At 65.2% G+C, this 21,304-nt stretch carries 18 protein-coding genes; 12 read left to right on the top strand and 6 right to left on the bottom strand.

Annotated features, from left to right (window positions below):
• Window positions 1-133 precede the first annotated feature (133 nt).
• The gene (locus AC1DCF_RS14960; protein ID WP_477211727.1) at window positions 134-1,087 is read left to right on the top strand and encodes an alpha/beta fold hydrolase; all 954 of its coding nucleotides are present in this window, start codon (window positions 134-136) and stop codon (window positions 1,085-1,087) included.
• Between the two features lie 213 nt (window positions 1,088-1,300).
• Window positions 1,301-1,918, top strand: a complete 618-nt coding sequence (locus AC1DCF_RS14955) for a DUF1349 domain-containing protein (RefSeq protein WP_477211726.1) — start codon at window positions 1,301-1,303, stop codon at window positions 1,916-1,918.
• Between the two features lie 44 nt (window positions 1,919-1,962).
• On the opposite strand, the gene AC1DCF_RS14950 is transcribed toward AC1DCF_RS14955, so the two are convergent.
• Complete coding sequence (locus AC1DCF_RS14950) at window positions 1,963-2,844, bottom strand: aldo/keto reductase (protein WP_477211725.1); 882 nt, start codon at window positions 2,842-2,844, stop codon at window positions 1,963-1,965.
• Between the two features lie 156 nt (window positions 2,845-3,000).
• Between AC1DCF_RS14950 and AC1DCF_RS14945 the strand changes: the two genes are divergently transcribed.
• On the top strand, window positions 3,001-4,797 hold the full coding sequence (locus AC1DCF_RS14945) for an acyl-CoA dehydrogenase (protein WP_477211724.1): 1,797 nt from the start codon (window positions 3,001-3,003) through the stop codon (window positions 4,795-4,797).
• A gap of 143 nt (window positions 4,798-4,940) precedes the next feature.
• On the opposite strand, the gene AC1DCF_RS14940 is transcribed toward AC1DCF_RS14945, so the two are convergent.
• Together AC1DCF_RS14940 and AC1DCF_RS14935 are read right to left on the bottom strand one after the other, a co-directional pair.
• Window positions 4,941-5,564, bottom strand: coding sequence for a superoxide dismutase (locus tag AC1DCF_RS14940; protein WP_477211723.1), 624 nt, complete (start codon window positions 5,562-5,564; stop codon window positions 4,941-4,943).
• 111 nt (window positions 5,565-5,675) lie between these two features.
• Entirely contained in the window at window positions 5,676-6,191 is a 516-nt protein-coding gene (locus AC1DCF_RS14935; protein WP_477211722.1) for a flavin reductase family protein, read from the bottom strand.
• 92 nt (window positions 6,192-6,283) lie between these two features.
• Between AC1DCF_RS14935 and soxR the strand changes: the two genes are divergently transcribed.
• The 7 genes from soxR to AC1DCF_RS14900 all read left to right on the top strand — a co-directional run bounded on the left by soxR (window position 6,284) and on the right by AC1DCF_RS14900 (window position 13,632).
• Window positions 6,284-6,772 carry a redox-sensitive transcriptional activator SoxR gene (gene soxR / locus AC1DCF_RS14930; RefSeq protein WP_477211721.1) on the top strand — a complete coding sequence of 163 codons (489 nt, stop codon included), beginning with the start codon at window positions 6,284-6,286 and terminating at the stop codon, window positions 6,770-6,772.
• A 225-nt stretch (window positions 6,773-6,997) separates the two neighbouring features.
• Window positions 6,998-8,284 (top strand): ABC transporter substrate-binding protein, encoded by a 1,287-nt coding sequence (locus tag AC1DCF_RS14925; RefSeq protein ID WP_477211720.1) that lies wholly within the window; start codon window positions 6,998-7,000, stop codon window positions 8,282-8,284.
• A gap of 3 nt (window positions 8,285-8,287) precedes the next feature.
• Window positions 8,288-9,301 (top strand): carbohydrate ABC transporter permease, encoded by a 1,014-nt coding sequence (locus AC1DCF_RS14920; RefSeq protein WP_477211719.1) that lies wholly within the window; start codon window positions 8,288-8,290, stop codon window positions 9,299-9,301.
• Between the two features lie 46 nt (window positions 9,302-9,347).
• Complete coding sequence (locus AC1DCF_RS14915; RefSeq protein ID WP_477211718.1) at window positions 9,348-10,232, top strand: carbohydrate ABC transporter permease; 885 nt, start codon at window positions 9,348-9,350, stop codon at window positions 10,230-10,232.
• A 3-nt stretch (window positions 10,233-10,235) separates the two neighbouring features.
• Entirely contained in the window at window positions 10,236-11,321 is a 1,086-nt protein-coding gene (locus tag AC1DCF_RS14910; RefSeq protein WP_477211717.1) for a LacI family DNA-binding transcriptional regulator, read from the top strand.
• A 131-nt stretch (window positions 11,322-11,452) separates the two neighbouring features.
• Window positions 11,453-12,637 (top strand): Gfo/Idh/MocA family protein, encoded by a 1,185-nt coding sequence (locus tag AC1DCF_RS14905; protein WP_477211716.1) that lies wholly within the window; start codon window positions 11,453-11,455, stop codon window positions 12,635-12,637.
• Between the two features lie 92 nt (window positions 12,638-12,729).
• Window positions 12,730-13,632, top strand: coding sequence for a formylglycine-generating enzyme family protein (locus AC1DCF_RS14900; protein WP_477211715.1), 903 nt, complete (start codon window positions 12,730-12,732; stop codon window positions 13,630-13,632).
• A 78-nt stretch (window positions 13,633-13,710) separates the two neighbouring features.
• Here AC1DCF_RS14900 and arfB read toward each other — a convergent pair whose 3' ends face one another.
• Window positions 13,711-14,133 (bottom strand): alternative ribosome rescue aminoacyl-tRNA hydrolase ArfB, encoded by a 423-nt coding sequence (gene arfB, locus AC1DCF_RS14895; protein ID WP_477211714.1) that lies wholly within the window; start codon window positions 14,131-14,133, stop codon window positions 13,711-13,713.
• A gap of 46 nt (window positions 14,134-14,179) precedes the next feature.
• Here arfB and AC1DCF_RS14890 point away from each other — a divergent pair, with 46 nt between their 5' ends.
• Both AC1DCF_RS14890 and AC1DCF_RS14885 read left to right on the top strand, forming a co-directional pair.
• Window positions 14,180-14,284, top strand: coding sequence for an LPXTG cell wall anchor domain-containing protein (locus AC1DCF_RS14890; RefSeq protein ID WP_477211713.1), 105 nt, complete (start codon window positions 14,180-14,182; stop codon window positions 14,282-14,284).
• Window positions 14,285-14,438: 154 nt separating this feature from the next.
• Window positions 14,439-17,165, top strand: a complete 2,727-nt coding sequence (locus tag AC1DCF_RS14885; protein ID WP_477211712.1) for a cation-translocating P-type ATPase — start codon at window positions 14,439-14,441, stop codon at window positions 17,163-17,165.
• A gap of 18 nt (window positions 17,166-17,183) precedes the next feature.
• On the opposite strand, the gene AC1DCF_RS14880 is transcribed toward AC1DCF_RS14885, so the two are convergent.
• Together AC1DCF_RS14880 and AC1DCF_RS14875 are read right to left on the bottom strand one after the other, a co-directional pair.
• On the bottom strand, window positions 17,184-18,107 hold the full coding sequence (locus AC1DCF_RS14880) for a CHAD domain-containing protein (protein ID WP_477211711.1): 924 nt from the start codon (window positions 18,105-18,107) through the stop codon (window positions 17,184-17,186).
• Window positions 18,108-18,232: 125 nt separating this feature from the next.
• The gene (locus AC1DCF_RS14875) at window positions 18,233-21,208 is read right to left on the bottom strand and encodes a beta strand repeat-containing protein (RefSeq protein ID WP_477211710.1); all 2,976 of its coding nucleotides are present in this window, start codon (window positions 21,206-21,208) and stop codon (window positions 18,233-18,235) included.
• Window positions 21,209-21,304 lie beyond the last annotated feature (96 nt).

Genomic DNA, 21,304 nt, shown 5'->3' with positions numbered 1-21,304 from the left:
CGACGCGCTGTGCGCATCCTCTCGGTGCTCGAGTCTCAGACCAAGCGATCCGAGTCTCACACCCAACCCTTCCCGCTCGCGCACCCACAAGGTTCGCGGCATCGTCCCACCCCTCCACCCAGAAATTGGAACCATGAAAAAGCTGCTCAGAATCACACTCAAGACGATCGCTGGCATCGTCGTTGTCATCGCCCTCTTCTTGGCCACCACGTCGATCGTGAACCTCGTTGCGACCAACTCAGAGGCCGGAAAGATCGAATCCTACGGGCAGCTCGTCCACGTCGACGGCAAGAAAATGAACGTGACCATCAGCGGTGCCGGCGACGAGACGATCGTGCTGCTGCCCGGGTTCGGCACCGCGGCCCCCGCTCTCGACTTCCTGCCGGTGATCGAGCAGCTCACGCCGAACTACCGTGTGGTCGCTATCGAGCCGTTCGGCTACGGCCTGAGCGATCCCACCGACAAGGAGCGCACGACCGAGAATATTGTCAGCGAGGTACATGAGGCGCTGCAACAGCTCGACATTGACCGGTACGTCTTGATGGGCCACTCGATCGCGGGTATCTACGGCATCGAATACACCCAGACCTACCGCGACGAAGTCACCGCCTTTGTCGGCATCGACTCGAGCGTGCCGGGCCAGCCCGGAATGGACGACGCTATGCCGATCGGTGAGCTGAAGGCGGCGAAGGCGCTCGGGCTGATGCGTGTGCTCGGCGCGATCGGTGGCGATCCCTACGCGGGTACGACGTTCGATGACAAGACCAAGGAGCAGATGACGTTCCTGTCGAACAAGAACTCGCTGTCGTCGACCTATGCGAACGAGATGGAGCACATCGGCGCCAACTTCGCCGCCGCGACGGGAAAGACGTTCCCCGCGGATCTCCCCGTGTTGCTCTTCGTGCAGGCCAACGACCCGGAGGTTGCGGGCTGGGTTGAGCTGCATGAGGCGCAGGCGGCAAGCGTCGACCACGGCGAGGCAGTTCTGCTCGACGGCGGCCACTACCTGCACCACACCCTGTCGAATGAGATCGCTGCCGACACCCAGCGATTCCTGTCGGAGCTACCGCCGGCATCCGCGGAGTAGCGACTGCGCCGAGGTCTCACCATTTCGTTGGTTGAGGAGCACGCGAAGCGTGCGTCTCGAAACCACGCGAACCGACGATCGAACGCAACCCAGGTTCAAGGATCGGCTCCCGTGGTTTCGAGACGCGGCCTCCTGCGTCGGCTGCTCCTCAACTAACGACATGTCGGCCGGGGTCCACTGGAACGGGCGCATGGTGGGGCACACTGAATTCTCATGGACATCGACGACCTCGGCATCGGCATCGCCACGCTTCCCGACCTGGCCTGGGTGCCACAGATCGGCACAGCCCAGGTCGACGAGTCCCTCGGCCAACTCACTCTGGTTGCCGAGCCCGGCGTCGACTGGTCGAACGATGCCCTCGGCGCCAGCAACCAAACGGATGCGACTCTGCTCGGTTTCGAGGCACCGGCCGAGTTCTCCTTGTCGGCTCGGGTGTGCGTCGACGGCCAGCGCACCACCTTCGATGCGGGAGTGCTCGCCCTCTGGGCAGACTCTGACCACTGGGCGAAACTCTGCTTCGAGTACTCCCCCGACGGGCATCCGATGGTCGTCAGCGTGGTCACCAACGGCTTTTCCGACGACTCCAATTCAACGCTCGTCACGACCGATGCCGTCCACTTGCGTGTGACGCGCACCGGTGCGGCCTGGGCTTTCCATGCTTCAACCGACGGAGTCAGCTGGGATTTCGTCAGACTGTTCCGGCTGAATGCAACCGGGCCGATCCGGGTCGGATTCCTGTCGCAGGCGCCGATGGGCGACTCGTGTGTGGCCCGATTCGACGAAATCAGGTTCGGCCACGACGTGCCGCAGAACCTTCGCGACGGAAGCTGAGCCCCTCGGACATCCGCTTCGATCGCCAAGACACGAACGGCCCGCTAGGCCTCCGGAATCTCCCGCCCGAAGCTCTCGAGGGTGATCATTTCCGGCTCGGGGCCGCCGCGGATGCCGGTGTCGAGCGCGTCGATCGACGCAAGTTCGTCGGCGGCAAGTTCGAAGTCGAACACATCGAAGTTCTCGGCGATGCGCTCGGGGCGCACCGACTTCGGGATGGCCTGGCGGCCCTCCTGCAGGTGCCAGCGAAGCATGACCTGCGCCGCCGTCTTGCCGTGCCGATCAGCCAGACCGACGATAACCGGATCGGTGAACGTGGTCTTCGAGCTGTCGCCGCGATACGACGTGATCCCGCCGATCGGCGACCAGGCCTGGGTGACGATTCCGTGCGCTGCATCGGCCTTCTGCACGTCGGGCTGCGAGAAATACGGGTGCACCTCGACCTGATTGACGGCGGGCACGACGTCGGTCGCCGCCAGGAGCTCATCCAGATGAGCAGGCATGAAGTTGCTCACGCCGATGGCACGCACCCGACCATCCGCGAGGAGCGTTTCGAGGGCGCGGTAGGCGGCGATCGTCTTGTCGAATGCTCCCGGCAGTGCCTGATGCAGGATGAGGAGGTCGAGGGTGTCGACGCCGAGCTTGCGCACGCTCTTCTCGAAGGCGTGGAGGGTTTTGTCGTATCCGTAGTCGCTGATCCACACCTTGGTCTCGATGAAGATGTCGGATCGGTCGAGGCCCGACCGACGGATACCGTCGCCGACCCCGCGTTCATTCAGGTATGCGGCGGCGGTGTCGATGTGCCGGTAGCCGACGCGGAGCGCGGTCTCGACGGCCTCCGCCGTGGCATCCGGCGGCGTCTGGAACACACCGAAACCGAGAGCCGGCATGACGACGCCGTTGTTCAAAGTGATCGTTGAGGTCATGCGCCAACGCTAGACCAGCTTGCCGTGCGCAGGGAGCCCTGTGAGTACAGGGTTGGGCAGTGAACTCCTGATCGTCACAACCGGCGCGCTCCGTGCCGCCCCGGTGTGTGAAAACAATTCCGGTGCAGCAGGGGGTGCCCAAGGTACGCTGTCGGCATGATTCGATACCAGCCTCCGATTGCCGACATTGCGTTCGCCCTCGAGCACGTCGCGGGCTACCCGGAGATAGCCAACCTTCCGGGCTTCGAGCACGCCGACCTCGACACGGTCGTCGATCTCATCGAGCAGTGCGGCGAGTTCATGGCCGAAGTTGTGGCGCCGACCAATCAAACCGGCGATGTCCAAGGGGCACGTCGGCAGCCCGACGGCTCGGTTCTGACCCCCGACGGGTTCGCGGAGGCCTATCACCAGTACGTCGAAGCCGGATGGGGCTCGGTGCCTCTCCCCGAGCAATTCGGCGGTGGCGGTTTTCCCCGCACCGTCGGCCTCATCATTCAGGAGCTCATGACGAGCGCGAACATGGCGTTCGCGCTCTGCCCGCTGCTGACGCAAGGTGCGATTGAGGCTCTGTTGCACTACGGCGATGACGCCCAGAAGCTGCGCTATCTGCCCAAGATGGTCAGCGGTGAATGGACGGGGACGATGAATCTCACCGAGCCACAGGCGGGGTCGGATGTCGGCGCACTCACCACGCGCGCTGTTCCGCAGGCCGACGGCAGTTTTGCCATCACCGGGCAGAAGATTTTCATCACCTTCGGCGACCACGACATGTCCGAACAGATCGTTCACCTCGTGCTGGCACGCACGCCGGGCGCTCCGGCGGGCACCAAGGGCATCTCCTGCTTCATCGTTCCGAAGTTTCTCGTCAACGACGACGAATCGCTGGGCGAACGCAACTCGGTGCACACCGTGTCGCTGGAACACAAGATGGGAATCCACGGCGCGCCCACCTGCGTGCTCTCGTACGAAGAAGCCACCGGTTACCTCATCGGCGAGGAGAACCTCGGGATGCGCATCATGTTCGTGATGATGAACAGCGCGCGGCTCTCAGTGGGCATGCAGGGCCTCGCGGTCGGCGAACTCGCCTATCAGCAGTCACTCGCCTACGCGCAGGAGCGTCGGCAGGGCCTCGCGATCGGCGCAACGGGCCCTGACTCCGCGATCATCGAGTTTCCCGATGTGCGCCGGATGCTCATGACGCAGCGCGCCTCACTGGCGGCGCTTCGGTATGTCATGCTGCTCGACGCCAGCTATGTTGACCGCAGCACGCACGATCCCGACCCCGCCGTGCGCGCCCGCGCAAACGAGATCGTCGGAATCCTCACACCCATCTGCAAGTCCTTCGGCTCTGACCTCGGCAATGAGCTCACCTCACTCGCTCTCCAGATCCACGGCGGCATGGGCTACATCGAGGAGACCGGCGTGGCCCAGCACGTGCGCGACGTGAGGATCGCCGCGATCTACGAGGGCACGAACGGCATCCAGGCCGCAGACCTCGTGGGCCGAAAACTCGGCGTGCGGGGCGGTGCGTCTGTGCTCGAGTTCCTCGCGACGATGCGCGAAGTCGCGGCAGACCTGGCCGATGCCGGCAGCGAATTCGACACGATCCGCGACGAGCTCGGCCGGCAGTTCGATGCCCTCGAGGAGGCCACCCACTGGATGCTCCGCACCGGTCACACCGATCCGAATGCCGTACTCGCCGGCTCGACGCCGTACCTGCGAATGTGGGGGCTCTGCGCCGGGGGCTGGCTGCTGGCGCGTGCAGCGGTCGCGGCTCCGGCAACGGGCGACATCGCGTTGGCTGAGAGCCAGCTGGTGTTGGCCCGGTTCTATGCGGAGCAACTGCTGCCTCAGTGTGCTGGTCTGCTGGGGGCGGCCACCGCCGGTTCGAGCGATCTCTTCGCACTTGATGCGTATCAGCTCTCGGGTGCAGCAAGTCGGGTCAGACGCTAGCGGCCCCTCTCGCCGGAAGATTCTGTCGAGCGCGCCGGCTCCGCCCGTGAGGCGACAGCTTCGGCTTGTTGCGAGCCTCGCGTTGCGAGCCTCGCGCCAGCAGAAGCCGGAACCTCACGGGGTGGGAGAGAATGCTGGTTCGTTCAGAAGGTGATCAGACCAGCCGTGGTGTCACGGGCACGCTCGAATCGGCGCGTGACATTTGCCCAGTCGATGATGCTCCAGAACGCGGTGACATAGCTCGCGCGCACGTTCTGATAGTCGAGGTAATACGCGTGCTCCCAGACATCCAGCATGAGCAGCGGGATGATGCCGGCGGGAAGATTGCCCTGCTGGTCGTAGAGCTGCACGATAATCGGCTGCTGGCCGAGAGTATCCCAAGCCAGGATGGCCCAGCCCGAGCCCTGCACTCCCAGCGCGGTGGCGGTGAAATGCGCCTGGAACTTCTCGAACGAGCCAAACGCGTCATCCAGCGCAGCGGCGAGTTCGCCCTCGGCCCGGTCGCCGTTCGGTGCCGTGAGGTTCGTCCAGAAGATTGAGTGGTTGACGTGGCCGCCAAGGTTGAACGCGAGATCCTTCTGCAGCTTGTTGACGTTCGCCAGGCTTCCGGAGTCGCGGGCGTCGGCCAGCGCATCCAGAGCCGCGTTGGCGCCAGTCACGTAGGCCTGGTGGTGCTTGCTGTGGTGCAGCTCCATGATGCGGCCGCTGATGGCGGGCTCGAGGGCACTGTAGTCATAGCCCAGCTCGGGCAGGGTGTATCGGGTCATCGGATTCCATTCTGTGGGAGGCCACCGCCGGTCGGCGGTGAGGATGGGCAGTGAAGACGAACAGGGACGATGGACAGCGAACGGATGCAGGCGAACGCCGGCCTGATCAGGTCAGGACGCTGCTTCGATGCGGTGAAAACCGCGATCGTGGTACACGAGCGGGGTGCCGGTCTCGCCATGCTCGATCGCGAGCACCTCGACGACGACCAGGGTTGATCCGCCGACCGGAACCGTCTGAATGATGCGACACCGCAGCATCGCGAGCGCACTGCGGAGAACCGGCTCCCCCGTCGCCAAGGTCGTCCACCCTTGCTCCGGGGTGAAGCGAGGCGCACCGGAGCGAGCGAATGCTTGAGCGATCTCGACATGTTCCGAGTGCAAGAGGTGCACGACAAGGGTTGGTGCGGCCAGGATGACGCCCGCGGAGCCGGTCACCGTGGTGACGGAGAACACCAGCGCGGCGGGGTCCGCCGAGACGGATGCGACGCTGGAGGCGGTCAACCCGACCGGGCCGTTCGGACCAGCTGCAGTGATCAGCGAGACTCCCGCTGGGTGCATTCGAAACACGGATTTGAACTGGTCCACCAGCTCAACCGGTGCCGTCTCAGTCTGGGCGATCTTCGTCATCCGTCTCCTTGATTCACGCGCTCTCCGTTGAAACGGTGCGCCATTTGGACGGTAACACCTCAAGTACACTTGAGGTCAAAACGGGGTGACGGATGGCGGACCAGGTGGGCGAAGGAATGACCGAGAAGGTGTCAACGGTTGACCTCCTGCCGATTGGGCAGGTCGCCAGTCGCGCCGGCGTGCCGGTCTCGACGGTGCGCTACTACGAATCGTTGGGTCTCATTCCGGCGACGCGGTCGGCCGGGAATGTGCGACTCTTCCCTCGCCACGTGCTCCGGCGCATCGCGCTGATTCAGGTGTCAGTGCGCTACGGCATCTCGCTCGCCGAGGTCGCCGAGTTGCTCACCACTCTCCCGCGTGACCGGCCACCGAGCCGGGCGGATTGGCAACGCATCTCCGAGAAATGGGCTGAGCATCTCGAGCAGCAGCAGCGGGTGATCGCTCGAATGCAGGAGGAACTCACCGGCTGCATCGGCTGCGGCTGCCTGTCGCAATCGCGTTGCGCCGTCGTGAACTCACAAGACCGGCTCGGGCAGGAGGGCGCTGGCCCCCGCCGGGTGCTGGGCGAGGTCGGCTCCTGACCTGTCCCGCTCACGATGCGCTCGTGGGGTGCCAACTTGTGCTCGTTCCGGGCGCCGCAAAGTCAAGCGGTGGGAGCAACGTGGGGGTGAGGGCCCGAGAAGGCAATCTCAGAAAATGCTTGCGCGCAAGAAAACGCTCGGCTAACGTCACCTGTTAATCGATTAACTTAATCGGTTAAACGACCCGCCACCGCGGCCCGTCGAGTGGATTCAAAGGAGAAGCCCATGCAGTTCAGCCGATCACGCACCGCAGTGGTCATTGCTCTCGGCGCGATTGCCGCGCTCGGACTCAGCGCGTGCGCCAGCGGCGGCAGTAACGCCGGCGGCTCCGGCGCCGAAACCGGCGATGTCACCATCAGTTACGCCCTCTGGGACAAAAACCAGGAGCCGGCCATGAAAGAGATCGCGGCCGCATTCACCCAGGAGCACCCGAACGTCACTGTCGACGTGCAGGTGACGCCGTTCACCGACGGGGCCTACTTCACCAAGCTGCAGACATCCGTGTCGGGCGGTTCCGGGCCCGACGTGTTCTGGATGAACGGACCGAACTTCCAGTTCTACGCCGCCAATGGCGTGCTCGCCCCGCTTGACGACCAAGGCATCGACGCCGCCGACTACCCGCAGGGACTCATCGATCTGTACACCTTCGACGGCAAGCTCTACGGCGCACCGAAAGACTTTGACACCGTCGCACTCTGGTACAACAAAGAGCTGTTCGACGCGGCGGGCGTCGCCTACCCCGACGCCAGCTGGACCTGGGACACACTCAAGGAAAACGCGGCCAAGCTCACCAACCCGGCCACCGGGGTCTACGGAATCACCGCGACGCAGTACGGCCAGGAGAACTACTACAACAACATCGTGCAGGCCGGTGGCGAGGTGATCAGCTCCGATGGAACCACCTCGGGCTTCGGCTCCCCCGAGGCGCTGGAAGGCATCTCCGTCTGGACCGACATCTTGGCGGCGGGATCCTCACCGACAGCGCAGCAGATGACCGAGTCGAGCCCCGAGAGCTTCTTCCTCTCGGGCAAGTCGGCCATGTATCAGAACGGTTCCTGGGCGGCAGTCGGCTACGCCGACAACCCCGACCTCGCCGCCAAGGTGAATGTGGCTCCGCTGCCGAAGGGCCCGACCGGCAACCAGAGCATGATCCACGGTCTCGGCAACGTCGTCAACGCCAAGAGCAAGCACCTCGATGCCGCCAAGCAGTTCGCGGCCTTCGCGAGTGGTGCAGAAGCGGCGAAGATCCAGGCCGACACCGGCACCGTCATCCCGGCCTTCGCCGGGACTCAGCAGGACTGGGTCGACGCCCTGCCGCAGTACGACCTGCAGGTGTACATCGATGCGCTCAAGACCGCGGTGCCCTACCCGGTCTCGAAGAACACCGCGGCCTGGAACGCCATTCAAGACGAGATCCTCGCGCAGGTGTGGGCCGGCACGGTGACGCCGAAGGATGGCCTCGCCGACCTCGCCGTCAAGATGCAAGCAGCGCTCGACAAAGAATCCGAGTAGTCAATGTCCGAACTGATCGCCAAGCGCAGCGCTCTGCCAACCCGGGAGCGCACGGTCGCGCCGGTCACGCAGCGCCGCGCCGCCGGGGCGACGCCGAACGGAGTGCGGCCGCGTGCGACCGTGCTCCGCCGGCGGCGCCGAGGACCTGGGCAATCGGGGTGGTGGGCCCTCGTCTTCCTCGGGCCCACCGCCGTCGGCCTGCTCACCTTCTACCTCTGGCCGACGGTGCGCACGTTCATGCTCTCGTTCACCAAGTCCGGCCCATTCGGAGGATCGGAGTTCATCGGCTTCGGCAACTACGTCGCCCTCTTCCAGGACCCCGAATTGGTCGGCGCCCTGCGCAACACGGCCCTGTACACGGTCATCGCGCTGCTCGGCATTCCGATTGCAGTGGCCATTGCCGCCCTCCTCAACACAGAGGGGCTGCGCGGCCGCGGCATCTACCGCACCCTCTACTTCATCCCCGTCGTCACGATGCCGGCCGCGATCGCACTGGTGTGGCGCATGATCTACAACGGCGACTACGGCGTGCTCAATGAGACCCTCCGCCTCGTCGGCATCCCGGGCAACAACTGGCTGACCGACCCGAACACCGCGCTCGTCGCGATTGCCGTCGTCGGCATTTGGGCGGGCCTCGGCACGAACATCGTGATCTTCCTCGCCGGCCTGCAGGGCATTCCCGACACCATCGTCGAAGCGGCCGACCTCGACGGCGCGGGCCCGGTGCGCAAGTTCTTCTCGATCACCATTCCGTTGCTCAGCCCGAGCATCTTCTTTGTGAGCGTGATCAGCGTGATCAGCGCACTGCAGGTGTTCGACCTCATCTACATGATGCTCGGCCGCAACAACCCGGCGATGCCGAACACCCGCACGATCGTCTACCTCTTCTATCAGGCGGGATTCCTCGACAACGAGCGGGGCTACGCGGCGGCCGTCGCCTTCCTCTTGTTGCTCATCATTCTCGTGCTCACGGTCGTTCAGTTCCGGATGCAGAAAAAGTGGGTGCACTATGAGTAACCCGACGTTGATTCACGCGGACGCGGAGCGCACTGAGAATCAGAGCGTGGATGTTCAGAGCACGGATGCGGCCCGTCGCGCCCCGCGCGGAACATCCGTCGCCTCTCGCCGACCGAAGAACCGCGGGCTCTGGATTGTGCACCTATTGCTGATCTCCGGCGCTGTGGTGATGGTGTTCCCGTTTGTCTGGCAGGCGCTCACCGCTTTCAAGACGTTCGAGGACTCGGTGCAGGTGCCGCCTACGATCCTCCCCGACCCGTGGGTCTTCACGAACTTCGCCAAGGTGTTCGACACGATGCCGTTCGGTCAGATGTTTCTGAACTCGGTCGTGCTGACTCTCGGACGCACGATTGGCCAGGTCGTGCTCTGCACGATGGCCGGCTACGCGTTCGCGCGGATTCCGTTTCGGGGTCGCAACGCAGTGTTCGTGGTGTTCCTGTCGGTGCTGATGGTGCCGTCGCAGCTCTACCTGCTGCCGCAATATGAGCTCATGCAGAACCTCGGCTGGCTGAACACGTTGCAGGCGCTCATCGTGCCTGGCATCTTCAGCGCGTTCGGCACCTTCCTGATGCGGCAGTTCTTCATGTCGATGCCGGCGGAGCTCGAGGAAGCGGCACGGATCGACGGCGCCAACCCCTGGCAGACGTTCTGGCGGGTGATGGTGCCGCTGGCAAAACCGGGAATCATCGCGTTGGTCGTGTTCACCGTGCTGTGGTCGTGGAATGATCTGCTGTGGCCGCTTGTGGTGACGACGGACCCGGCGAGGATGCCGCTCTCGGTGGGACTCGCGCAGCTCGTCGGATTGCACGGCACCAACTATCCGGTGCTGATGGCGGGCACGTTGTTGGCGACACTGCCCATGCTGATCACGTTCATGATTTTGCAGAAGCAGTTCATTCAGGGGATCGCGTTCTCGGGATCGAAGGGTTAGTCCATGGAGGATCACTTGTCAGACCGAGAGTCGGGCCACGAGACGACGCCCCCGAAAATCGAGAAACGCCCGACGCTGAAGATGGTGGCCGAGGCCGCCGGAGTGTCGACGGCGACCGTGTCCTACGTGCTCTCGGGTCGTCCCGGCGGTGACGCCCAGGGCTCGGGCATCTCCGAAATCACGGCGCGCACCGTTCGGGATGCGGCGGCGCGGCTGCGCTACCACCCCAATCGTTCGGCGCAGGCGATCCGCACCGGCCGCACCGGCGTGGTGCTGCTGTCGCTGCATATGCTCAGCGACCCGTGGTCGCTGGCCGTCGCCGATGCGGTGAACGCCGAAGCGAATAAACACGATCTCACCACCATGATCCTCGCCGACGGCGACTGGTTCGGGGCGTTGGAGCGGCAAGCGAGTGACATCGCTTACATCTACCATGTGGGCTCGGATGCGGCGGCTCCCGAGAAGTTGGCGAGCCTGGCCGCACGCGGCCAACGCCTCGTGGTGTTCAGTGAAACCCTCGAGGCCGACGGCTACGACACCATCCGTTCGGATGCCATCCCCGGCTGCTATCTCGCGGTGGACCATCTGCTCGAGCGGCACACGAAGATCGCCTGCCTGGCCACCGAGGAGGAGGTCACCGGCGCCGGCGTCACCCGCTACACCCCGTACGTCGAGCGGCTCAGCCACGCCGGCCTCCCGATCAACCCGCGCTATGTCGAGCTTTTCAGCGCGACCCAGGCCAGTGCGTTCTCGGCGGCGATCCGGTTGCTCAGCCAGCCCGACCGGCCGACGGCGGTCTACGTCACCACGGACTTCGCGGCGATTCAGACCATCAACGCTGCGCACCGGCTCGGCCTGCGCGTGCCAGAAGACATCGCCGTGATCGGCGTGGGCAACACTCCAGATGCCCGGCTCGTCACCCCCACGTTGAGCACGGTCGGTCCTACCGATTTCTACGAGCGGCAGGCCGAGATCATCATCGGGCAGTCGTTCGCCGACGTGACGGAGCTCGGCACCGTTCACGAGTTCGAGTGGACGCTGCACGCGGGCGAATCCACCGGGCTCGCGGTCGACGGTCTCCCCTCCTAGAACCCTCCACTCACGCGCCCAATACCAGTACCCCGTACCCCGTACCCCGTACCACTTTCCACCAGCGCCCGCACCGCCGGCGCTCCCTCCGCAGCGCCCAAAAACGGCGCACCGAACCCAAGGAAACCCCCATGGATCTCAGAATCGGCATCATCGGTTTCGGCGCTCGCGCCGGACTCTGGCGTGAAGCTCATCACCCCGGGCACGGCTCCCGTGTCACCGCAATCTGCGACATCAGCGAACGCTCCCGCGCCGACGCGGCATCCGTGCTGCCCGACGCCCTGATCACGGCCGATCTCGACGAGTTGCTCACCTCCGGCGTCGATGCCGTGTTCGTGCTCACCCCCGATCATCAGCACGCCGACGTGGCCATCCGCGCCCTCGAAGCCGGCGTCGCCGTGTTCTGTGAGAAGCCATTGGCCATCACCATCGCCGACGCCGACGCCATGCTCGAGACCGCGAAACGCACGGGAAGCCGCCTCTACATCGGCCACAACATGCGGCACATGTCGGTGATCACGCTGATGCGCCGGTTGATTCAGGAGGGGCGCATCGGCGAGGTCAAAGCCGTCTGGTGCCGTCACTTCGTCGGCAACGGCGGCGACTACTACTTCAAGGACTGGCACGCCGAACGCTCCAAGACGACCGGGCTGCTGCTGCAGAAGGGCGCCCATGACCTCGACGTGATCCATTGGCTGGCCGGTGCCTACAGTGAGAGCGTTGCGGCGATGGGTTCGCTCAGCGTCTATGGCGACATCGACGACCGTCTCGATCGGTCGAACGAGCGGATGTACGACTGGTTCAGCCTCGGCAACTGGCCGCCGACCGCGCAGACCGGGTTGAACCCGGTGATCGACGTCGAGGACATCTCAATGGTGAACCTCCGGCTGCAGAACGGCGTGCTGGCGTCGTACCAGCAGTGTCATTTCACTCCCGACTATTGGCGCAACTACACGATCATCGGCACCGAGGGGCGGATCGAGAACCTCGGCGACGAGAGCGGCGACGAGGTGCGCCTCTGGAATCAGCGCCACACGCGGGCAGCCGATGCCGATGAGACGTTCATCGTTCCCGAGCTGGACTCCGACTCCGGGCACGGCGGCGCGGACGGCCTGCTGGTTGCCGAGTTCCTGCGCTTCGTCAGGGACGGCGGGGTCACCGAGACGTCGCCGGTCGCCGCGCGCGAGGCTGTGGCCGCCGGCATCCTGGCCACCGAATCGCTGCGTACCGGTGGCAGCGCGCTCACCGTGCCGCGCCTCGATCCCGCTCTGGTCGCCTACTTCGAGGCCGGCCAGCCCACGCAGGTCTCGGCCTAGAGCCACCCCATTTGTTCGTGAGGTGCTCGCTGCGTCGTCGGGCGAGGCGACACAATCGGGCGAGCAGCGGCGCAGTCGCGCAGAATGAGATCATGTCCTCCTCGAATGCTGGTGCGTCGTCTGAACCGCGCACGCACGTCGACGCGGATGCTCACAGCCCCGCGCTCGCCCTCGTCGCCATTCCGCCCGGTGCGCTCGAGATGCGCGATGCCCGCTCGGAATCCTCGCGCCAGGTCACCCTGCGCGCGTTCGAGATCGGCAGGACTCCGGTCACACGAGCCGAGTGGGACGCGGTCGCCGGCAACTCTGCGTCCGCCGGTGCACCATCCGGCTCGACCTCGACCTCGACCTCGATCTCGACATCGACCTCGGCCTCGACATCGACATCGACATCGACGCTCGCACCGGCGCATCCGGTGACCTGGTTTGACGCGGTGCGCTGGTGCAATGCGGCGTCGGTCGCCGCCGGCTTCTCCCCCGCCTACGGCGTTGACGGACGCGATGTGAAATGGCACGTCGACGCAGATGGCTACCGACTCCCGACCGAGGCTGAATGGGAGTGGTCATGCCGCGCCGGAACGCTCGGCCCCGTGTATGGGCCTCTCCCCGAGATCGCGTGGACGGCAGTCGATGACATTTCGGGCCCGCAGGATGTCGCGCTCAAGCAGGCGAACGCGTTCGGACTCTTCGACACGCTCGGCAACGTCTGGGAATGGTGCTGGGACTACGCCGATACCGCGCGCTATGCCGACTATCGCAGCCTCCGCGGTGGCGGATGGGCCGATCAAACGTGGAGCTGCCGGGCTTCGGTGCGCCGGGGCAGCGCGCCAGACGCCGTGCTCGAGGACGTGGGCTTTCGCGTCGCGCGTGGCCCGGTCGGCGAGGCGAACTCCCATGCCGCGCAGGGCTGGTCGCGGGTGGCGGACCTCAGCCGGGCCGACATCCGCGGCCCGCTTCCGGTCGGCTGGACTCCCCTCCGCCCACCGACCTCGTGAGGTGCCACCTTGTGCTCGTTGGGAGCGCCGCGCACGAGCACAAGGTGGCACCTCGCGGACTCCGCGGTGCAGCGGCTACTACTCGGCCGACGGCCGCTGCCGGTTCCGTTTCGTTTCGGATCGCTGCCCCTTGGCGGCGAGGCGTCGTCGGTTCGAGCCCCGTGTGGGTTTCGTCGCACGACGGCGCGGGCCGTCCGGCGCCAGTCCTGCGGTCACCAATTCGGCGAGCTTGGCCAACGCGATCTCGCGGTTGCGCAGCTGGGAGCGCTGTTCAGACGCGGTGACGGTGATCACCCCGGCGACGAGGCGACGCGCGAGACGCGAGAGCAGCAGCATCCGTTGCTCCTCGGATAACACCGCCGAGTCGGCGACACTCCAGATGAGTTCGACGCGACTGTCAGAGGTGTTGACGTGCTGGCCGCCTGGCCCCGACGACCGCGAAAAGCGCCAGCCGAGTTCCGACGCGGGAATCGTCAGCGCGGGTGACACCTCCAAGTCCATACGTCTAGGGTCGCACGACCAGGGCCCGTGATGTCCCCGGACTGGGATGAGCAATCAGAATGCGCTCCCCCTCGGCATGGGAATCCTGCTGGTTGTCGCCGGTTCGTTGCTCGCTTCCCGACGACGGGCGCGTGCAGCCTCACGCGCCTGATCCGTCGCGCCGGGCACCATAGCTTGACGGCGCAGCACGCCCTGGCAACACTAGGGTGACGGGCCCCGAACACCGATTCCCAGCGCGGGACGACGGTGCGCCACGGCGCATCTCAATCCCAGTCTGAGCGGCGTCCCGCGAAGAGGAGGACGTCATGAGCGACCGAGTCGGCGCGACTGCGGGGCCGGCTTCGGCCGCTCCCGACACCTGGTTCTCGCTCTCCACTGAACAGGTGGCCAGCCAACTGCAGGTCGATCCCGCCCGCGGGTTGACCGCGGCTGATACCCAACAGCGGTTGCAGCAGTACGGCCCGAACGTGTTGGCCGCCGCGAAGACGGAGCCGACCTGGAAACGATTTCTCAAGCACTACCGCGACTACATGCAGATCGTGCTCGTGGTCGCCGCGCTGGTCAGTCTGCTGATTCAGGAATACGGCACCGCGATCGGGCTCTTCGTGCTGACGCTGTTCAACGCGTGGCTGGGCTATCACCAGGAGGGCAAGGCCGAAGCGGCTGCGGCATCCTTGGGAAAAATGATGAAGTCGGTCGCCAAGGTGCGCCGCAACGGTGAGATCGCCGAGATCTCGGCCGAAGACATTGTGCCCGGCGACATCGTGGTGGTGGATGCCGGCGATCGGGTTCCCGCCGACGGCCGAATTATCTTGGCGGCCACCCTCCAGATCGAAGAGGGTGCATTGACCGGCGAGAGCGTGGCGGTTGAGAAGTACACCGACACCATCGACCGGCCCGACGTTGCGCTCGGCGATCGGCTCAACATGGCGTTCATGAACACCAACGTGACTCGGGGCCACGGCGAGATCCTCGTCACCACCACGGGGATGGGGTCGGAGGTCGGCCGCATCGCCACCCTGTTGGCCGAGCAGAAGGTGGAGAAGACTCCGCTCACCAAGCAGGTGGACCGATTGACGATCTTCATCCTGCTCGCCGCGGGCTTCGCGTTCATCGCGATCGTGGTGATGGGTCTCATCCAGGGCGAATCGTTCACGGTGCTGTTCGGCATCGGCGTGGCACTGGCCGTCGGCTCGATCCCCGACGCCCTGCCGGCCGTCGTGACCACGATCTTGTCGGTCGGCTCACTCAACATGGCCAAGAAGAACGCCATCATGAAGGTCTTGCCGGCCGTCGAAACGCTCGGCTCCACCTCTGCGATCAACTCCGACAAGACGGGCACGCTCACTCTGAATCAGATGACGGTGCGCGAGATCTCGACCGTGCAGCACCGCTATACCGTGAGCGGTGAGGGCTACAGTTTCGACGGCCAGGTGCAGCGCACGGCCGGCGACCCCGAACGTGACCTCGACTACGTGATGTTCTCGTGCGCGCTCTGCAACGACTCCGACATCCAGAACGGAGCGGTCGTCGGCGATCCCACTGAGGGCGCCCTCTACGTGCTCGCGCAGAAGGGCGGCGTTGACGTGCGCGAGTTCCGCCGGAACAACCCCCGGGTGGCGTCGGTGCCGTTCGACTCCGACTACAAGTTCATGGCTACCTTCCACCGGATGCCGGGCGCCGACGGCCGGCCCGTCATCCGTGCGTATGTGAAGGGTGCGCCCGACGTGCTGCTGGGCCGCTCGGCCTCCGCTCGACTGCCGGGGGGCAACACCGCGCTACTCACCGTGGAGATGCGCACGCAGGTGCTCACCGAGAATGAGCGCATCGCCAGTCAGGGCATGCGGGTGCTCGGCCTCGCTCAGCGCGAATTCGACCCGGCGACGTTCGATCCAGCCGGTGATCTGATGGCGCTGATGCAGAACCTGGAGATGTCCGCGTTGATCGGCGAGGTCGATCCCCCGCGCGCCGAGGCCGTGGCCGCCATCGCCGAGGCGAAGCGGGCCGGCATCCGTGTGCGGATGATCACCGGCGACCATGCGGTCACGGCTGCGGCGATCGCCGCGGAGCTCGGCATCGAGGGCCGCGCGGTGACCGGCGCCGAATTCGCGGAGATGACCGACGCGGAGGCGGACCGCCAGGTGGATGAGATCGGCGTGATCGCCCGCGTCGCCCCCGAGCACAAGGTCAGACTCGTCGAGGTGCTCAAGCGCAAGGGCAACATCGTCGCGATGACGGGCGACGGAGTGAACGACGCGCCCGCCATCGGCGCCGCAGACATCGGGATCGCCATGGGCATCACGGGCACGGATGTCGCCAAGGGCGCGGCGAAGATGATCCTCGCCGACGACAACTTCGCGACGATCATCAGTGCGGTCGAGCAGGGCCGGCTCGTCTACGACAACCTGCAGAAGTTCTTGCGTATCCAGATCGCCAACCTGTTCATGTTCATTCTCGCTTTTCTCGGATCGTCGGCGTTCGCGATCGCCGGCACGGCCCTGCTCAGCCCGGCCCAGGTGCTCTGGATTCACATGGCCGTTGTCGCGCCGATCGGCGCGGTGATGGGCCTCGACCTTGCGACGCCGGGCATCATGGATCGCAAGCCCCGGCCGTTCAACCAGCCGATCATCGTGCGGTCGATGATGGTGCGTCTGTTCATTGCCGGACTGTTCATGGCTGCCGCGACACTGGTGCTCGTGCAGATCGGCAAGGTCTCATACGACTCGCTCGAGGTCGGCCAGACCATGGCACTGGTGGGTCTCAGCCTGATGAACATCAGCGTGGCGCTCAACCTGCGGTTCCCTGAAGAAAGCGCCTTCGGGCCCTCGACTTTCTCGAACCCCAAGCTCCTCTGGGCCTTCGCCTGGGCCTTCGTCGGGGCGATGCTCATCACCCAACTCGACGTGTTGCGGGATGTCTTCGGCACCCTCCCGCTCACCGGCTGGCAGTGGGCGATCTGCCTCGCACCGGCGGTGCTGCTGTTGCTGCTCGGTGAACTGGGCAAGGTCGTGCTGCGGGCTCGGCGCCGGTAGCGCGCGGTGCGGCGGCAGTTACAGCCTGAATTTGTGCTTCGCGAACTGTGCCCAGGCGAGCCGGAAATCCGTCTCGGATGCCGCCGCCCGGGTTGCTTCCAGGGCGTGCAGACGTCCGTAGCTGAAGCTGCTCTCTCCTCGCAGCTGGGCCGTCGCTGCCATGCGCAGCAGAAGGTCTCGTGCGACGATGCTGTCCTGGTGGTCGCCGAGAATGGATTGCAGTTCCTGGGCTGAGTTTGCCAACCGGCGAGCCGTTTCCCTGTACACCGGCAAGGCCGACTCCGCTGCATACCGGAGACGTTTTGCGCGCTTGCGCACCTCGTGGAGGGCCAAATCACGCACGTGGCTGCCCGCTGGCGCCGCCTCAGCGGCGCGGACGAGCATCCTCAGTTCGTTCAATTCCCCCCGGATCAGCCCTGGCACAATCTGGCGGGCCGGCCTCCCCGCAGAGTGGACCAGCGGCGGCGCGATCAGGAAGGCGTCAAGCGCGTCAACGAGGCGAACGTAGCGCACGGAGTCGAGCGCGGCCACGCCCTCGCGTCGGGCCTCCTGAAAATCGACATCAAGCTGATCGGTGATCCGCTGCCTGATTGGTCCGACGATGACTTCTGGTCGTTCAGCGGCGAGCTGAACCGTGAGTCGTTCCCGAATGACCTGGATGTCCCGGGCGGAGCCTAATACTCCGGCAAGCCACCGCAAGTCGGCCCGGAGTTGCTGCACCGCCGTGGGGTCCAGAAGGGAGCGGTAGGTGGTCAGGGTGGAACGCAGACGTCGGCACGCGACACGCATCTGGTGCACCGCGTCCGGCTCGCCCTCGCGCACCCGCGGATCCTGCAGTTTGAGCTTTCCCACGTGCTCGTGCACATAGCCGAGCAGCACGTCGGCAGCCGACTCCGTGCGGTGCGGGTTCCGCGGCTCCGTGCCTTCGGCCGAGATCGTCATGCGTTAATACTGGCCGGTCGTTGCGCTGCGAGCGCGTCAAAACGTAAATGGAGGCGATTTTGTACACGCGTGCAACGCGAAGGCGCCCCACCCGCGAGGGTGGGGCGCCTTGATGACACTACGGCCTAGGCTGCGCTACGGCGTCGGCGGATGACTCCGCCAAGCATGAGCAGCAGAGCGCCAAGGATCGCGAGACTCGCGCCGGTCGCCGCTCCGAAACCGCTGTCAGCGCCGGTCGAAGCGAGAGCTGTCGAACTGACCTTGGTGGCGGGAACAGTCTGCGGCGCCACCGGGGTGGCGGGAGCAGGCTGCGGGTCAACATAGGCGACGGGCTCGGTGAGCGAGACGGCGCCGATGGTGCCATTGCGCAGCACGGTGAACCAGGATGTCGAGGTCGCGGCAGTACCGTCCAGAGCGATGCCTGCGAACACGAGGCGGTGAGCGCCCGCCTCTGCATTCGCGGGGATGTGACCCTTCAATACAATCGTGCCGTCAGCCAGCACCGTGCCGGTCGCCAAAACGATCGGAGTCGAGTGCATCGTGATGGTTGCTGTGCTACCCGGAAGGAGGTTGCTGGCGATTACTTCGAACGGTGCGTTTGCTGCGGCGTCACCCGCCTTGAATCCGAGATCGATGACGATGGCAGGGGTCGGTGCCGTCTGGCGCGTCACGACGATCGTTGTCGTCTTCGTCGACCCGTCCTGTGCCGTCGTCACGAGGGTGATCGAGTTCTCCCCGACAACGAGCGGAACGATAGCTGATGTCACGGATGTCGCGATCTTCCCATTGATCGTCAGGCTGGCCGTCGCATCCGCGACCGAGGCGCCGACCGTGATCTGCTCCGTGAGGTAGTCGACCGTGGCTGTGTAGCCTGTAGTGGATGCGGAGAACGCGGGCGAGAGGGTGCCGTCCGAGAGCGTGATGCCGCTCAGGTCGGCATCGGTCGACGCAGCGTGTCGCATGACGGCGACCGTGTACTGACGCGACTCGCCATGAGCCGCAGTCACCGTGACCGTGATCGTGCTCGGCCCGACGGGAGCTGCAACCGACTTGGTGCCCGTCTCGGTGCCCTCAATCTCGAGAGTCCAGTCCGACTCAACGGCGGATGCCGCGACGTCGACAGAGGAGACCGCGTACGGCAGCGCGAGCGTGTACGCGGTGGTGTCCGCGTCGAACGCCGGCGACAGCGTGCCACCGGTGACGGTGAGAGCGCTCAGGTCGAGATCGGGGGCCTCACGGGTGACGAGGAGCGTTGTGGTCTTCGTCGTTGTCCCGTCTTCTGCCGTTGCCACGACAGTGATCGAGTTCTCCCCGACAGCGAGCGGAATGACCGCGGAGGCCACCGCCTGTCCGTTGATCGTCAGATCGGCCGTCTCATCCGCGACCGAGGCTCCGACCGTGATCTGCTCGGTGAGGTAGTCCACCGTGGCCGTGTAGCCCGTGGTTGTTGCCAAGAAGGCAGGCGCAAGGGTGCCGTCCGAGAGCGTGATGCCGCTCAGGTCGGCGTCGGTCGACGCAGCCTGTCGCGCAACGGCGACCGTGTACTGACGCGACTCGCCATGAGCCGCGGTCACCGTGACCGTGATTGTGCTTGACCCGACGGGAACTGCAACCGTCGATTCCTCGGTCTCGGTGCCGTCAATCTCGAGCGTCCAGTCCGACTCAACGGCGGATGCCGCGACGTCGACCGAGGAGACCGCGTACGGCAGTGCAAGCGTGTACGCGGTGGTGTCGGCGTCGAACGCCGGCGACAGCGTGCCACCGGTGACGGTGAGTGTGCTCAGGTCAAGATCGGGTGCCTCACGGGTGACGGTGAGAGCGCGAGTTGTCGTCGAGACGCCGTCTTCGGCGGTCGCGGTGACCGTGATGATGTTGGTGCCAACCACGAGGGCAACCGGTGCGGAGGCTGCTCCGGACACCGTGTCGTGACCGTTGACGCGAAGGATGGCCGTCGCATCCGCCGTGGTCGACGTGACCACCGTCGATGTCGTGAGATACGGGACGGTCGCGGTATAGACGGTCTCGGCATTCGAGAATGCCGGCGACAGGGTGGCGTTTGAGAGCGAGAGGCCGGTCAAGTCGGCGTTCTGCGACGGCTGGTCGCGCGTGATTTCAACAATGTATGTCTTCGTCACGCCGTTTGCTGCAGTGACGGTGATTCCGATTCCGTTGCTGGAGTTGAAGTTGAGGCGTACGGTCGCGGGCTCGCCCTCAACGACCGGCACATTGTTGATCGTCAGCGTGTTGCCGGGTGTCGACGCCGTCAGCGTGATCTGAACCGTTCTGTTGGCATACGGCACGGTTGCGGTGTAACGCAGGGTTGCGGGATCGAAGGCCGGACTGAGTGTGCCGTTCGACAACTGGATGCCGGCGAGGTCAACATCAGCGGTGGGTGCGGGACCGCGCGTGATGATGACGTTGTATTGCTTCGAGGTGCTGTCTGGGGCGGTCACGGTGACGAGCGCCGAGTTGTTGCCGATTCCGAGGCGAATCACGTCCCCGACCTCTTGGCCACCGTTGGTCACGACGACAGTGTTGCCCGTGCTTGACCCGGGAGTGACGGTGATGCTGGTCGTCGTGTACGGCACGTCGACGGCGTACAACGTGGTCGCGCTGCTAAACGCGGGGCTGAGCGTTCCTTCGGAAACGGTCAGACCGTTGAGGTTGAGGTCGTAGACGGGCGGCGGCGGCGCCTGCCTTGTGACATGCAAGGTGTACTGCTTTGTGGACCCATCCTGTGCGGTGACCCCCGCTGTCATGATGTTCAGTCCGACCCGCACAAAGGCGGGCGTGGTGGCTGTTCCGCTCAGGGTCGAGGCGGAATTCCATCCGTTCCACGTCGTGATGGTCGCGGCCGAATCATTCGCTGTCGGTGTGAACGCGAACGAAGACACACTGTTGGGAACAGTAATCTGAGAGACGACGTCCGAATTCGAGTCAAAGGGAGCGTCAAATGTGCCCGCCGAGACCGTGAGGCCGCTGAGCGTCGCGTCGTTCGGGAGGGCGGCCTGCGCCGCTGGTGCGGCGACGAGGGCCACCCCGGCGGCAAGCGTGAGTGAAAGCGCCAGCGCTAGGGCGCGGCGGAAGGGTTTGAGGGTCATGGCACTTAGCCTATTGAAATCGATCGGCCGGGGCGCTCCCCTTTTCAGGTGTCATCTGCGCTTTTACTGAGGGTTCTCCGTCATAAACGGCTCCCA

The sequence above is a fragment of the Leifsonia sp. 10L418 genome, assembly GCF_056395445.1.
This window is presented reverse-complemented; position numbering and strand designations above follow the sequence as displayed.

Bases quoted from the DNA above. Each gene is read 5' to 3' on its own strand.
- AC1DCF_RS14960 (WP_477211727.1), top strand. From the start codon at position 134: ATGAAAAAGCTGCTCAGAATCACACTCAAGACGATCGCTGGCATCGTC.
- AC1DCF_RS14955 (WP_477211726.1), top strand. From the start codon at position 1,301: ATGGACATCGACGACCTCGGCATCGGCATCGCCACGCTTCCCGACCTG.
- AC1DCF_RS14950 (WP_477211725.1), bottom strand. From the start codon at position 2,844: ATGACCTCAACGATCACTTTGAACAACGGCGTCGTCATGCCGGCTCTC.
- AC1DCF_RS14945 (WP_477211724.1), top strand. From the start codon at position 3,001: ATGATTCGATACCAGCCTCCGATTGCCGACATTGCGTTCGCCCTCGAG.
- AC1DCF_RS14940 (WP_477211723.1), bottom strand. From the start codon at position 5,564: ATGACCCGATACACCCTGCCCGAGCTGGGCTATGACTACAGTGCCCTC.
- AC1DCF_RS14935 (WP_477211722.1), bottom strand. From the start codon at position 6,191: ATGACGAAGATCGCCCAGACTGAGACGGCACCGGTTGAGCTGGTGGAC.
- soxR (WP_477211721.1), top strand. From the start codon at position 6,284: ATGGCGGACCAGGTGGGCGAAGGAATGACCGAGAAGGTGTCAACGGTT.
- AC1DCF_RS14925 (WP_477211720.1), top strand. From the start codon at position 6,998: ATGCAGTTCAGCCGATCACGCACCGCAGTGGTCATTGCTCTCGGCGCG.
- AC1DCF_RS14920 (WP_477211719.1), top strand. From the start codon at position 8,288: ATGTCCGAACTGATCGCCAAGCGCAGCGCTCTGCCAACCCGGGAGCGC.
- AC1DCF_RS14910 (WP_477211717.1), top strand. From the start codon at position 10,236: ATGGAGGATCACTTGTCAGACCGAGAGTCGGGCCACGAGACGACGCCC.
- AC1DCF_RS14905 (WP_477211716.1), top strand. From the start codon at position 11,453: ATGGATCTCAGAATCGGCATCATCGGTTTCGGCGCTCGCGCCGGACTC.
- AC1DCF_RS14900 (WP_477211715.1), top strand. From the start codon at position 12,730: ATGTCCTCCTCGAATGCTGGTGCGTCGTCTGAACCGCGCACGCACGTC.
- arfB (WP_477211714.1), bottom strand. From the start codon at position 14,133: ATGGACTTGGAGGTGTCACCCGCGCTGACGATTCCCGCGTCGGAACTC.
- AC1DCF_RS14890 (WP_477211713.1), top strand. From the start codon at position 14,180: ATGAGCAATCAGAATGCGCTCCCCCTCGGCATGGGAATCCTGCTGGTT.
- AC1DCF_RS14885 (WP_477211712.1), top strand. From the start codon at position 14,439: ATGAGCGACCGAGTCGGCGCGACTGCGGGGCCGGCTTCGGCCGCTCCC.
- AC1DCF_RS14880 (WP_477211711.1), bottom strand. From the start codon at position 18,107: ATGACGATCTCGGCCGAAGGCACGGAGCCGCGGAACCCGCACCGCACG.
- AC1DCF_RS14875 (WP_477211710.1), bottom strand. From the start codon at position 21,208: ATGACCCTCAAACCCTTCCGCCGCGCCCTAGCGCTGGCGCTTTCACTC.